This window comes from Proteiniphilum sp., assembly GCF_034927365.1.
Lineage (GTDB): Bacteria > Bacteroidota > Bacteroidia > Bacteroidales > Dysgonomonadaceae > Proteiniphilum.
This window is the reverse complement of the sequence record NZ_JAYFQD010000002.1, coordinates 1-12,843: the sequence shown is the minus strand read 5'-3', so window position 1 is coordinate 12,843 and position 12,843 is coordinate 1. Positions and strand designations below refer to the sequence as shown.

General features: G+C 43.5%; 12 protein-coding genes. 8 read left to right on the top strand and 4 right to left on the bottom strand.

Going from position 1 to position 12,843, the window contains the following annotated elements:
- The first annotated feature begins 5 nt into the window (after positions 1 to 5).
- The 6 genes from VB073_RS00690 (at position 6) to VB073_RS00665 (ending at position 4,332) form a co-directional block, all read left to right on the top strand.
- Entirely contained in the window at positions 6 to 1,307 is a 1,302-nt protein-coding gene (locus VB073_RS00690; RefSeq protein ID WP_323402215.1) for an OmpA family protein, read from the top strand.
- A gap of 160 nt (positions 1,308 to 1,467) precedes the next feature.
- On the top strand, positions 1,468 to 1,617 hold the full coding sequence (locus VB073_RS00685; RefSeq protein ID WP_323402214.1) for a hypothetical protein: 150 nt from the start codon (positions 1,468 to 1,470) through the stop codon (positions 1,615 to 1,617).
- Positions 1,574 to 1,759: a hypothetical protein gene (locus VB073_RS00680; RefSeq protein ID WP_323402213.1), complete on the top strand. Its 186-nt coding sequence runs from the start codon at positions 1,574 to 1,576 to the stop codon at positions 1,757 to 1,759. The genes VB073_RS00685 and VB073_RS00680 overlap by 44 nt, the downstream gene beginning before the upstream one ends.
- A gap of 86 nt (positions 1,760 to 1,845) precedes the next feature.
- Entirely contained in the window at positions 1,846 to 2,511 is a 666-nt protein-coding gene (locus VB073_RS00675; protein ID WP_323402212.1) for a hypothetical protein, read from the top strand.
- A gap of 21 nt (positions 2,512 to 2,532) precedes the next feature.
- The gene (locus VB073_RS00670) at positions 2,533 to 3,030 is read left to right on the top strand and encodes a hypothetical protein (RefSeq protein ID WP_323402211.1); all 498 of its coding nucleotides are present in this window, start codon (positions 2,533 to 2,535) and stop codon (positions 3,028 to 3,030) included.
- 45 nt (positions 3,031 to 3,075) lie between these two features.
- Entirely contained in the window at positions 3,076 to 4,332 is a 1,257-nt protein-coding gene (locus VB073_RS00665; RefSeq protein WP_323402210.1) for a hypothetical protein, read from the top strand.
- Here the strand turns inward: VB073_RS00665 and VB073_RS00660 are convergent.
- Positions 4,286 to 4,504 (bottom strand): hypothetical protein, encoded by a 219-nt coding sequence (locus VB073_RS00660; protein WP_323402209.1) that lies wholly within the window; start codon positions 4,502 to 4,504, stop codon positions 4,286 to 4,288. The two genes, VB073_RS00665 and VB073_RS00660, sit on opposite strands and share 47 nt — an antisense overlap.
- A gap of 155 nt (positions 4,505 to 4,659) precedes the next feature.
- Between VB073_RS00660 and VB073_RS00655 the strand changes: the two genes are divergently transcribed.
- Together VB073_RS00655 and VB073_RS00650 are read left to right on the top strand one after the other, a co-directional pair.
- On the top strand, positions 4,660 to 6,594 hold the full coding sequence (locus VB073_RS00655; protein ID WP_323402208.1) for a sensor histidine kinase: 1,935 nt from the start codon (positions 4,660 to 4,662) through the stop codon (positions 6,592 to 6,594).
- The gene (locus tag VB073_RS00650) at positions 6,572 to 7,183 is read left to right on the top strand and encodes a response regulator transcription factor (protein ID WP_323402207.1); all 612 of its coding nucleotides are present in this window, start codon (positions 6,572 to 6,574) and stop codon (positions 7,181 to 7,183) included. Before VB073_RS00655 ends, VB073_RS00650 begins: the two co-directional genes overlap by 23 nt.
- Positions 7,184 to 7,200: 17 nt before the next feature.
- Here the strand turns inward: VB073_RS00650 and VB073_RS00645 are convergent, their stop codons facing one another.
- The 3 genes from VB073_RS00645 to VB073_RS00635 all read right to left on the bottom strand — a co-directional run bounded on the left by VB073_RS00645 (position 7,201) and on the right by VB073_RS00635 (position 12,733).
- Positions 7,201 to 7,713, bottom strand: coding sequence for a hypothetical protein (locus tag VB073_RS00645; RefSeq protein ID WP_323402206.1), 513 nt, complete (start codon positions 7,711 to 7,713; stop codon positions 7,201 to 7,203).
- 214 nt (positions 7,714 to 7,927) lie between these two features.
- Entirely contained in the window at positions 7,928 to 10,996 is a 3,069-nt protein-coding gene (locus VB073_RS00640; RefSeq protein ID WP_323402205.1) for an Eco57I restriction-modification methylase domain-containing protein, read from the bottom strand.
- A gap of 231 nt (positions 10,997 to 11,227) precedes the next feature.
- Complete coding sequence (locus VB073_RS00635) at positions 11,228 to 12,733, bottom strand: hypothetical protein (RefSeq protein ID WP_323402204.1); 1,506 nt, start codon at positions 12,731 to 12,733, stop codon at positions 11,228 to 11,230.
- Positions 12,734 to 12,843 lie beyond the last annotated feature (110 nt).

Genomic DNA, 12,843 nt, shown 5'->3' with positions numbered 1-12,843 from the left:
GCATCATGAAAAAGTTACTATTATTTATTTCCCTGATCCTGCTTGCCGTTACGCAAGCGAACGCCCAGAGCTGGCTCGATAAAGTAGGGAAAAAAGTGGAAAATTCGGCTAAGCGTACCATAGAGAGAAAAGCCGAACAGAAAACGGAACAGGCAGTCGGTAAAGCCGTAGATAAGGCAACCGACAAAGATACTTATAAAGGGTCGGAAAAAGATAAAAATACCGAAACGGATGAAGAGACGGAAACAGAAGCAGAACAGGCCGGAACCGGAAAATCTACCGGTGATAAGCAGGGTGGGGACACCAAGTCGGTCACCATGGCCTATATGAAATCGGATTTTGTGCCGGGCGATGAAATTTTTTTCGAGGACAATCTTGCCAATGAAAAAATGGGAGAATTTCCTTCACAATGGGATTTGATAAATGGCGTTTCGGAAGTAGCTGAAATTGATGGCGTAAAGGCGATCAATTTTGAAGCGGGCGCACGTATCGCTCCGCTGATGAAAGATATGTCCAATTATCTGCCCGATGTGTTTACGGTAGAATTTGACTTCTGGATAAACGATAAAAAAAGTAAACTTGACCAGCAGTATGAACTGGGCTTTTACCAAGGGAAAACACACTATTCCGGAGATGACTTGATCTATTTGAGATTCGGTGATCTCATATCCGAACACAAAGGTAAAATATCGTGGATATTCAGGACTCCTTCGGGAGAACAACGACGGGGAGAAGGTGAGTTTGAGATAAACGAAAACTCCTGGCACCATTTTTCCGTTTCCTTCAATCAACGGGCATTCAAAGCATACGTAAACGGGATCAGGGTGATAAATATCCCCAACGTAGCCGCACCTAAGACATTGGCAATCGACGCGAGCAATTGGGGTGGGATGACTCCCGGCACCATGGCCATTACGAATATGCGTATGGCAAAGGGAGCTGTTCCGCTTTACGACCGCATGATAAACGATGGCAAGTTTATCAGTTATGGCATTACCTTCGATGTGGGCAAGGCTACCATCAAGCCCGAATCATACGGCGAATTGAACCGTATCGTCGTATTGATGAACGAGAAATCGGATTTACGCTTTTCTGTGGAAGGACATACCGACTCCACCGGAGGAGCCGAACTAAATCAAAAACTCTCGGATGAACGCTCGAAAGCCGTGATGAATAAGTTGATAGAAATGGGTATTGCACAAGATCGGCTACAAGCTGTGGGCAAAGGGCAGAATTCACCCATAGCCGATAACAGTACCGATGAGGGACGTGCCAAAAACCGCCGCGTAGAATTTGTGAAGCAGTGAGCGCAAAGCGCAAACTTGTTTGCGCTTTGCCGAGTCGTGAAGCAAATGAACGAAGTTAATTTGTAGGACAATAAGCGCAAAGCCGAACTTGTTCGAGCTTTGCCGAGTCGCGAAGCAAATGAAAGAAGTTAATTTGTGAAGCAGTGAGCGCAAAGCCGAAATGAATAAAGAGAATTCGACCGTAAACTGTGAAACCGATCCGCCACAATTGAACGAATACCCGTGGGGTGCAGGAATCATACAACAGACACTCTGCATGGACTCGGATGGAGATACTATCAGGAGTGAGAAATATTACGAATGCGCTTAATTATGGCATGTGCGAAGATGACGGCGGCCTCTTCAAACTATTCACACTGACTGTGAAATATGGCGAAGATCCAGGAAAAGCAGATGATCTGGCGAAAAGAGCAGCGCAATTGGTCTCTGAGACTACCCTTGGGCAGCTATAACAATGTATCCTGCAATGATCAACCATTATTTACTATTGATGGATAAAACTTAATATAGAGGAATAAAAACTTAATTTTTCAAACAGATGAGAAACAAATCAATTTTATTTGCAATGCTCTGCTTTGCACTTGTGATACTCTGCACCTGCAACAGGAAAAGCAAAAGCGAGGACGGGCAGGATACACCTGTTACCGAAATGAAGGCGGATGCCAAAGCAAAAAAATACCCTTTTGAAAAAGGGATTATTTACCAGAAAACTAGTGCCATGGGAATAGAAAGTAACCCCGTGGTCTATTTCGACAAGTGGGGCGAATGGGAAGCCACCGAAACCGTGATCGAAATGGAGATGATGGGAGAAAAAATGGTAGACAGGCAAATCGAGATCACCAAAGGTAAAGATTACTGGAAAATCGACCTCGAAAAGAAAACGGGCGTTCATTTCAACCGGCCGCCGGCTATCAGCCCGATGGGCATGGATATGGAAAAAATATCCAAAGAAATGTTGGGAGAGATGAACATAGAGCTTCTCGGCGAAGAAACCTTTATGGGATATCCGTGTAAAAAATACCGGCTGAAAAGTGACAAAAACAGTCTGGGTATGGAATACCTGCTTTACGGTAACCTGATGATGAAAATGAAAGGCGAAGCCATGGGAATGCCTGTGACTACCGAAGTAACCAAAATAGAAACCGTAGCACCTCCGGCGGACAAGTTTGAAATACCAGAAGGTGTGGAGATTGTTGATTATTAGTCAATTTGGGAAAGTGGGAAAGTGGGAAAGTGGGAAAGTGGGAAAGTGGGAAAGTGGGAATGTGGGAAAGTGGGAAGGTGTGGAAAGGTGGACAAGTGGAATCTCCGCTTTGTTGGGACATGGTTCTCCGGTAGTATATCGGGTGGCCGTTACAATACCCTTACCGGCAGATACGAAGGCGCCGCGGGGATGGGAATGATCTACTACTTCAAGGCGGATGGCACTTTTGCAGAGATGATAGTGTGGAACGGCCCATACGGCGGCACATGGGCTGCTTCCATTACCGGAAAATATGCCGTGAAGGATAACGTGATTACTTTTTCCAAGCAGGTCGGCGAACAGAGTACGGACGGAGGCAAAACATGGAAAGATAAAAAATCCCAATCCGACCAGTCCGACTATTTTGAATTCGGCAAGGACGAGTTTGGAGATTATGTGCTTTTCAGCCTTGAAGGCGAAAAACCTTCGCTCGACCCCGAAACGAATGCTGCCAAGTACCGCTTTGCAAGTAGGGATTAAGTAGGATAATATTGTTAATAGGTGAAATTAAAACACTTTAAATCAATGAAAAAAGCAAAATATCACGGTTTGAAATCCCCCCGGACGGCGTTTCCTTTCGGGAAAGTTCAATGGCTGCCGGTGATGGTGGCGCTACTGCTCGCAGTTGCACCGGCTTTGGGGCAATCCGCCAGGCCGCCCGCGCAGAAAGTGGATTCACTCTCTATCAGCCCCACCAGGATGAAACTGAAAATGGGGGAAAGCGCCCCGCTGAAGTTTACCATTCTGCCTGCCGGGGCAAAAATAGATTTCTGTACAAGCGAAGATGCCCGTATCGCTTTCGAGCGGGATGGCAGGGTATATGCCGGTACCGTGGAGGGTACCACCGTCATCACCGCCTATGCCGACCGCGGAGCCAAAAGAGCCATCTGCACCGTTACCGTCAGCAAAAAGGAAGAAGTGAAATACCCGCTGTGCTACGAAGTGAGGGTAAACATCGAAGTGCGTACGGTCAACACCTCTCCCTCGGACAGGATTCCTGCGCCAAAATGGGAGGAGATCATGCAGATAAAAGGCTCTTTGGTGGGGGATGTGGTGAGGGGAAGAATTGAAGAAATTGCATCCGATCCTGGCTACTGGTGGTATTTAAGGGATAAAGGGCACACCCCCGTTTTTGTCGCCAGCAGCGATTATGAGGTAAAGGACGACAATTTTAAAGTGGTATTCCGGAAACGGTGCCCTTTGCAGGTAAACATCGAACGGACGGAATGGGACTACAAGGATTTCTCCCGTGATGGTAAAAAGTACGTGAAGACGCTCGATTACCGCGCGGCGGGAATCAACGACAAGCAAACCATCAGGATGGGAATCCACCCTTATTATGAAATGGACGAAAATGACCCTGAGCCGGTATTAAGGCCGGTACACAGGAAGTATGCCGTTGCGCTGGACGTATCAACCTATACGGAGCATTTCGCAAAACCCATCCCGGGAAACGGGCGGATGCTGAGGTGGGACGACCGACTGATGAAGCTTGAACCTTACACTAACGAGGTGTCGGTAAATGTACAGGGGAAGATATCCGACCGGGAATACGAGGAGCATGTTACCCCGCCCCTGATTGACGAATTTCCACTGAATGAATATTTCCTCAACCCTTCGGGCGGCATCCGGTCGTTCATCCTGACCGGCAAATCCTATGAAGAGGGTAACGGGAGAACCATCGAGATACATGTGACGTTGGAGTTCAGGAGTATCGCCAATGTGAAAGCCACTTCTACCATCGACCCGCCTCCGCCCCCGCTGGAAGACTGGGAACGGTAATAAAACCCAGGAAAAAATCCGGCTTCGGTATCCATGCAACCGGCATCATCAGCAAAGTCAGCATCACAGGCAAAGATGTGGCGTTTACCAGCACCCTGAAAGCCGGATTAGGAGGGTTTTCGGGAGCGGAGGTCAGCGGACGGTTCGCAGCTGAAGGGGGGCCTGCAATCAACTTCGATGCGGGATTGTCTTTACCCTCAATTCCTTAGATCTTCCCGAAAAGGTAACGTTGAATGGCTAAACATATAACAATGATACCTTGATAGATATTGAATAAATAGTATATCTTTACAAAAAAATTTACATTAACCGGATATAGTGACCGCAATGAAGAATATGACTTTCATCCTCTTGTTATCAGTGGCCTGTATGCACTTGTACGGGCAAAATATCGATTCGATCCTTCAGGCCGCGAGAGCGAATCCTGATACGGCCGTTATCAACCGGCTTTACGAACTCGGCTACAAAGTGGAGTTACAGGATCACGAGGCGGCGAAAAGGATTTACCGCACGGCAGGCGAACTCAGCGAGAAGATCGACTATCCGGTCGGGCGTATCCGGTTCGCCTCCAATTATACCTACCTGCTTAACCTGGAAGGAAAACTCGATTCTTCTCTTGTCATCAACTTGCAGGCACTGGAGCTGGCGCGTGAGATCGGCGATGAAGAGCAAATCAATAAAGTGCTGGTCAATACCGGTAACGTCTATCACTATAAGCGTCTTTACAATACGGCCCTGGAATATTATATCGAGGCGCTTCCCTATTTCGAGAAAGCGGGAAACCCGAAAAACCTCGCAGCCTTGTACGATGTGATGCAAACCTTCTGCCGGCATACCGAACAGCCCGACCAGGGGATCCCGTACGGTGAAAAAGCGCTGGAGCTGATGAAGGATTATCCCGACGATATCATCCGCGGGCATATACTACTCAATCTGTCAGTACTTTATGCCAATATTTTTCCAAGGAAGTGGGAAAAGCATCTGGAATGCCTCACGGAGGCGTTGCGGATAGCGGAAGCAACCGGTTACATAGATATGAAAGCATCGGTGTTGAATAATCTTGGAGATCATTATCTGCAAAAATTTGATTATGAAACCGCGGAAAAATATGCCTGGGAATCCCTTGCGTTGCATGACTCCATCGGCGACATAACCGGATATCTGATAAGCCTCAGGGCAATCGCTTACTGCGAGCTCTATAAAGGCGATTATGAAAAAGCCAGGGCATGCGTTGCAGAGGCGTTGACGATCGCCCGGGAGCAGCAGTGGATCGAAGAAGAACGTAAATGCTACCAGGTGCTTGCCGAGCTGGCCCTTCTTGATGAGAGGGATTTCGTGAAAAGTCAAAAAATGCTTTTTAAGGTCGATTCCCTTGGCGACGTGATTCTGGGCGACAATATCCTGCGCAATAACGAGGAACTCAGGATAAAATATGGGACCGGACAAAAAGAGGCCCAGATCGAATTGCTTAACCAAAGGCATAAATCGATCCTTCTGATCAGCATTATCGGCGGCGCGGCCATGGTGTCGGGGATACTGGCATTGCTCTTCCTCTTTCTCTGGTCACGGCAGAAACGACGCAAGACCGAATTGCAACTGAAACAGTTGGAACAGGAGAAACAACTGGTGGCCACACGTTCCGTGCTTGAGGGTGAGATGCAGGAACGCTCCCGGCTTGCCCGTGATCTGCACGACGGGCTGGGAGGTATCCTCTCGGCAGCGAAAATCAATATGAGCGAACTCAAAAACGGGGCTTTGCTGGAGTTCCCGGGCGTGGAAGGTATCAACCGGATCATGGGCCTGCTCGACGAGTCGTTGCGTGAATTGCGGCGGGTGGCCCATCATCTGATGCCGGAATCGTTGGGCCGTTACGGGTTAAAAGTCGCCCTGTCCGATTTTTGCCGCACCGTTGAAAAAATCGAGTTTGCCTGGTTCGGTGAAGAGGATCGTCTGGATAGCCAGCTGGAAATAGTCGTATACCGCATTGTACACGAGTTGGTGGGAAACGCGTTGAAATATTCGGACGCAACCCATATCCTGGTACATATCGTACAGGACAGGGACCGCATTTCGTTGACAGTGGAAGATAACGGGAGGGGTTTTGATACTTCGGCCGCCACAGCCGGTACGGGGTTGCAGAATATCCGTACGAGGGTAGCTGCGCTCGGAGGTAATATAGATATCTTTTCTGCGGAGAAGGAAGGGACGGAAGTGCATGTGGAATTAAAGATCAAAGGGAATGATACGGGTACAGATAGTTGACGATCATCCATTGGTAGTAGATGGGTTGGAGAGGATCATTCACGATTCGGGTGTAGCACGGATTACCGGTACGGCCTGTTCGCTGAAAGAGTGCTGGAGGATGCTTGCCGGTTTCACCCCCGAAGTGTTGTTGCTGGATATCGGCCTGCCTGACGGCAGTGGCATCGATGCCTGTGCCCGGATACTGAAGAGATATCCCGATATAAAGATATTGATGCTGACGAGCTACAGCGAGTTGAATGTCATCACCCAATCGCTCGAAAACGGTGCGTTGGGCTATGTCCTGAAAAACTCCACCGTCGAGGAAATAATCGAGGGGATCTGTACGGTGGCCCTCGGTGAGCGGTTCCTGTGTGAAGAGGTCGATTTGCTGTTACGCACCAAAAAGGAGGACGCCATCTCCCTTTCCCGGCGCGAGCGGGAATTGCTCCGTCTCATTGCAGAAGGGCACACCATGAACACCATCTCCGACATCATGTGTATCGGCTATGAAACAGTGAAAAGTTACCGTAAGAATATCATGACCAAACTCGAGGTGCCCAATACCGCCGCCCTGATAAAATATGCCGTGGAGAGAAAGATCGTGTAAAATAATGTTTGATTATATCAGTCTGTTACAATAGTGGAATAATCCAGAAACAGATGGTAGATAGAAAAAGACTCTTGGATGTGTATATTTCTTTTATGTTTTGATATATAAGTGCTCTCGATATTTTGGTTTAGCACACAATTTTCCAGTAACAAATCTGTCGTGATCTTTTTGTTATTTTGAAGTTTTGAATTAATATTACTTACTACCTCTTTATGGGATATTGAGCTATTTTCAATAAATCCTAACTGACCCTCGAATGGTAATCTAATATCAATATAGGCTCTTTTGGTGAATTTCTCTATATCACCAAGATATTGGATTGTATCGTGTAACTCTCTGATTCTTTTACACTCAATGGCAAAATAGATTTTCTCTTCAGGTTCTCCCCACGTGTTGGAAAGTCCTAACCTGTTGATAAAAATGTCTATTTTATCAACCTTCTGCTTGTTGTCTTCTATATCGATAAATTCCTTCTGCGTTTCCGCGGTAAAATTGATCTCGTCCAATGTCGAAGTTCTTTGTTTCAAAAGTTCTTTGTTCTTGACAAGATAATCCTCTACCAACCTGAATCTTAAAAAATCCTCGAAATGGATTGTCGTGGATTTTCTTACCTCGCTTATCGAATACGGTATTTTGGTATTGAGCAGAAGTAAGGTATAGCATTCTCCAATATACCAGAAAATATTTCTTATCCTATTTTCTGTGATGGAATATTTCCTATTGGATATAAATGTAGAAGCGTCACTCATTTTCCTTATTATTTAAATGAGTAGTAAGTTCAGCTTCTTCTATCTTGGATTTAAACTCTGCAATATCGTACCATGCCATGGCACGGTGCCACGATTTATACTCGTTGGGTTTAATTATATAGAATGAATTTTTATCAAAACCTTTGATATCTTTTTGAATGAACAGGTTCTTTTCAGGATCTGTAGTACTCGCTACTTCCGACAAGCTTAAATTGTCCGCTAACCGTTCTAATACCTCGAACTCGTTCTTATTTTCCGGAAAAATTATCTTTTTATCTACCTTCTCCGCATAAAACACGAAATTCATGGCGATAAAGTGATGTAATATATACACCTCCACCTGCAGATGTTCGTTGGGATAAATTTTTTCAAATTCTTGCAGATACACTTCCGCATATCTTTCCATCACAAGATTATGATTCCTGTAATGAGTCTTATCACCATACGTGAAATTTGTGATTAAATCTATTTTGCTCTCCTGGAATTGATATCTTGAAACAGTAAGCACATAGTCAATAAGATCTTTTTCGTATTCTCTTATCTCATATAGTTCATTGATAATCTCATCAATTTGAGACAATAATGATACGTTTTCAAAAGGTTCTCCCAAGTTGAATGGTTTATAGAACTCCTTATAAGGCGCTATAAATTTGTCAACCAGGATGCTTAATTTATTTTTTATCGGAAGGTCAGGCTCTATAAAAGGAAAAGATAAATATTCTTCTTTCCACCTGATCTGAGGCCTTGTAGATGTTGCCCATGATCCTGAAACAGCATAAATATAGTATGTATATAAGCTGGAAATAAATAAAGCATAAAGGTTCTTTATATATTCATAGTCAAAAGAGCTGATACCGAAAACACCCTTTTTGAACACATAAGCCTTATCTGTCAATGAAACAGCTAGATAACTTTCGTCTTTCGTTTGTTCTTTGAATAATATTTGATGTCCTTCGTATAAGTTGGCAATTTTCCCGCTTTTTAAATATGCTTCTTCTTCCGATATTTTATGTGGAGTATTCACACTTGAGAAATATCTATTGACTTGGCCATTCAATATTAAATCTCTACCTATTATTTGTTTATAAAGTGGATAATCCTCCTTCTTGCCACTTAGAATACCAGCTCCCTTGGCACAGTTGTTTAGATGATCGCGTAATCTGTTCCCTTTTTCATTGAGTCTTTTTATAAAATTAAAATCCAAAGTATTACCATACAATGCGATTTTAAACATCCAGTCGTTTTCTAAAAAAAGTCGTTGAGGAATCATTTTTCTATCAAACTTCTCAATCACGAACATCTTGAAATGTTTGAGAAAGTAATTCATCTTGACGGCTTGATGATTTACCATGTTGTTTACATAACTCTCACCTTTCGATAATTGGTAGTAAACCACGCTGGCGGGGCTGTTTTTTTCTTCAAATATCAAGCGTCGGACCGGAGATAAATCAAAGAATTTAGTCAAGCAGTATGTGGTAAGGAATTCCTTCCTAAACGTCCGGGTTGTTGTAGAAACATTGTAGAATATTGTACTGGTAACAATCAACGCAACTTTCGTGTTGTCATCCATGAAGTCCTTGGTTCTTAGGAGGAAAGACTGAGCAATTTCAAATCCGCCAACCGTTTTCTTTTTGGCTTTGAGCCATTCTACATGGCATTCATCTTTACTGCTTTTCCATGGCGGATTTCCCAGGATATAACCAGGTTTCTCTGTATTGATAACCTGATTAAATGGATGATTCGTATCAAAAAAATTAGCCTCGAATAGATTCTCATCCAATAAGGTTGGAAATTGATAGATACTTATATTTTTAGGTTTCTGGTAATCCAATAAGGCAATGTATATTGAAAAGCAAGTAACCTTCAATGCTTCCTTGTTAATGTCGACACCATATAAATTCCGTTTGGCTATATCCCTGATGCGTTCACTGAAAGCTTTATTGTCTGCATTCCCGTTCAGTTCGATCTCTTTCTCGATCATCCTCCTCAGGGACTGGACCAGGAAGACACCGGATCCGACTGCCACTTCGAAGATTTTACATTCAGAAACCTTGTGCTGTTCCAGGTAAATATCAACCGTGTCATTTAAAATATAATCGGCCAAAAAAGAAGATGTATAAACGGCCGACTGGAGGTCTCTTGTTTCCGGATCAATCAATGATTCGTAAATTCCGGAAATCACCTCCACGGGAATGATGGAGAAATCGAATATGTCGAAATAGAAGTCACTTCCGTAAAATAAAGTCCCTTCTTCAGGTATCTCACCGCTAAAAATATCCGATAAAGCTCCAGCTTGTACCGGTGTAAGATCTATATCTATATCCTTGAATAGAACCCCGTTAAATCTGCTGTTCAGTATGGCGAACAACTGCGACAACCTGTCATAATCTCTTATTAAGTTGCTGAAACTGGCACGTCTTGTGTGGATGTCTTTACCCGGAATAAAATCGTTGTCTATTTCAACATTCCTATCGATTAAATATCGAATAAAAATTAATCTCAAGATAAGAGAATTGGGAATACTCCCTTCAGGGTCGCTTTCTCTATCGATCAAAGCGTTTCTTACATCTTTTATATTCTGGAATAACCGCTCGTTGGCACGTTTCTTGGTTTCTTTTCTTCTGTTATTCTCTATATATTCTTCTTGAAACCATTTCCAGAACCCATTACTCTGTAAATTCCAGAGAGAGAACTTTTCAATTATTCCTTCGTTGTCAAGTTTTAATTCTTCTAATTGCTTTTCTTCTTTCAGGTAGTTTAGCGCGTTATAGATCTTTATCTCGTTATTTTTGACGATGAAGGCGATAGGAGAGTTGTCGAAAGACCATATTTTTTTGTGGGTATCCTCTTCCCTGCTTTTGTCTGTATTGTCTGATAAATCGAAGAAAAGGATCAAGGGCTGATGATTGAAGAGATATATGGCATCCGGATTTATCTGTGCTAACTTATTTTGTACGTCAAAGTGTAGGCAAGAGCAATATTTGCCCTCTTTGTTTTTGAAGGAAACAAGGTCTCCAATTCCTAATTGGGACAAAAATTGAGTTAATACCTTCTTTTCCATAACATCCTCATTCTGTACAAAAATACAAAAAATAGTTTAGGATTGAAAGGTTATTTTTGGTTTTTCTTGATGGAATAGATAAAAGGGTAGTTCTACGGGCACTTATATATCAATTACAACACGGAAAATTTCTTTTGAATAAATTCCTCCCAATGTACCGTGGATATCCTATCAAGAAACATGATATCACCAAAACAGCCATTTCAGGCAATCTTATATTTTCTTGACCCTTTACGAGACAATAGAGGAAAAGAATCCATATACCGAGTAGGTTTTAATGGTTTCGATTGTCTCTTCATCGAGATAACCTTGAGAAAATTTTTCAATTACTTCGAGCAGGTGATCATTATCCCTATTCAGGTAGAGGAGCAGTAACGGACAGGAAAGCATCCAGCGTGAGAACAACAATTTATGATTGATATCAGGGAAATTATTCAATTTATGCATATTCCTGAAAAAAATCTCATTGCTGTTTATCGGGCTGTTGATATTCAATATCACCCTGTCCCATAAATTTTCCTTGACATCTTCCACCAGGATTGAATTCATCAACACGATGATCCTCTTGTGCATGCTGTCACCCAGATGCTTTGACGTTTCCCTGTTTTCGATATGGCTCAAGGCATCAAAGAAGCGATTGCTTATTTTTCCCAATAACTGGGGAGAGAGGTACATGTCACTTTTGGGATATGCATCTATCCATCTTTGAATGGAAGGTAACAGGAAGGAGAACGAGTCTTCCTCCAATGTATTTTCCAGATCGAATGGGCCCTCTATGTCACTGGTACCGGTGGAAGATGAGTCACCGAAGAGGGGCATGGGATACGATCTTATCTGTGACAGTTCGTATATTCCGTTCAATGTATCCTGTACCTCCACTTTCTTTATTAATTCTCCGATCGTTCCCAGCAAGACATATACCGAATAAATGGCGAATCCCTCGTTTCTTCTGTTATGCTGCGATATGCTCAGGGGAAAAGAGGCGATTACATTCTCCCTCTCGAAGATGAACGAGGACTTTCCGGTACGCATGCTCCCGTTCTCCTTTCGAAGCTTAAGCATCTTGTAGACTTCCTTTCTTGGGAATTTTATCATTCCGAACGAGTTCTTTTCCTTTTTATCTTTGTCCAGCACGGCCTGTAAGTATGAAGTGATATAGCAGGCTATGCTTTTTAAGCTTGCGTCACTAAAAATGGAAGCATGTTTACATAATCCCTCAATGGATGGAGACCGTAATGAAACAACCTTTTCATGCTCATTCTCCTGGTATCCCAGAATGGTTAATAAGTTTCTCGTATAACCTATTTTGATGAAATATTCAAAAATAAGATAGGGATAGTCAATGGTTTTTTGTGTGAAAAGGAAGCTTAATGAGGTGAGGGCATTGTTGAGGCTGAAATCGCTGGTGGTGGGTTGCAACAGGTATGCTTCATCGAGCGCCTTTTCCTTGACGAGTAGTTTGAGTATGATCGGGATCAGGTGTTTGTAACTCGATTTTGCCGTTTCGATATCCACTCTTTTTTCATACAGGTCACTCAGGAAAGTGTCCATCACATCTACCTGGCTAATAAGTGGGGTATTTTCGAAAGCCGAAAGAAACTGGATTTGTGTTCTTATCGGTAAACTCAGGAGGAATGAGCGGTACTCTTCCGCCTGGGAAGGGTTGACGATACCGAATTGACGCAGGATATCGTTATAGAGATCTATTGCAAATTCCGTTTTATCCTGACCCCTCATTCCGGAACAAGCTGACCCCTGTTCCGGGATCCTGACCCCTCTGTAAAACTCCCCTGGATACGCATTTTATTAAAGACTTGCAGGGGTCAACATGCCGGAATGTCCACCTC

Coding starts and splice junctions, on each gene's coding strand:
- VB073_RS00650 (WP_323402207.1), top strand. CDS start 6,572: ATGATACGGGTACAGATAGTTGACGATCATCCATTGGTAGTAGATGGG.
- VB073_RS00655 (WP_323402208.1), top strand. CDS start 4,660: ATGAAGAATATGACTTTCATCCTCTTGTTATCAGTGGCCTGTATGCAC.
- VB073_RS00680 (WP_323402213.1), top strand. CDS start 1,574: ATGGAGATACTATCAGGAGTGAGAAATATTACGAATGCGCTTAATTAT.
- VB073_RS00675 (WP_323402212.1), top strand. CDS start 1,846: ATGAGAAACAAATCAATTTTATTTGCAATGCTCTGCTTTGCACTTGTG.
- VB073_RS00665 (WP_323402210.1), top strand. CDS start 3,076: ATGAAAAAAGCAAAATATCACGGTTTGAAATCCCCCCGGACGGCGTTT.
- VB073_RS00635 (WP_323402204.1), bottom strand. CDS start 12,733: ATGAGGGGTCAGGATAAAACGGAATTTGCAATAGATCTCTATAACGAT.
- VB073_RS00640 (WP_323402205.1), bottom strand. CDS start 10,996: ATGGAAAAGAAGGTATTAACTCAATTTTTGTCCCAATTAGGAATTGGA.
- VB073_RS00685 (WP_323402214.1), top strand. CDS start 1,468: ATGAATAAAGAGAATTCGACCGTAAACTGTGAAACCGATCCGCCACAA.
- VB073_RS00690 (WP_323402215.1), top strand. CDS start 6: ATGAAAAAGTTACTATTATTTATTTCCCTGATCCTGCTTGCCGTTACG.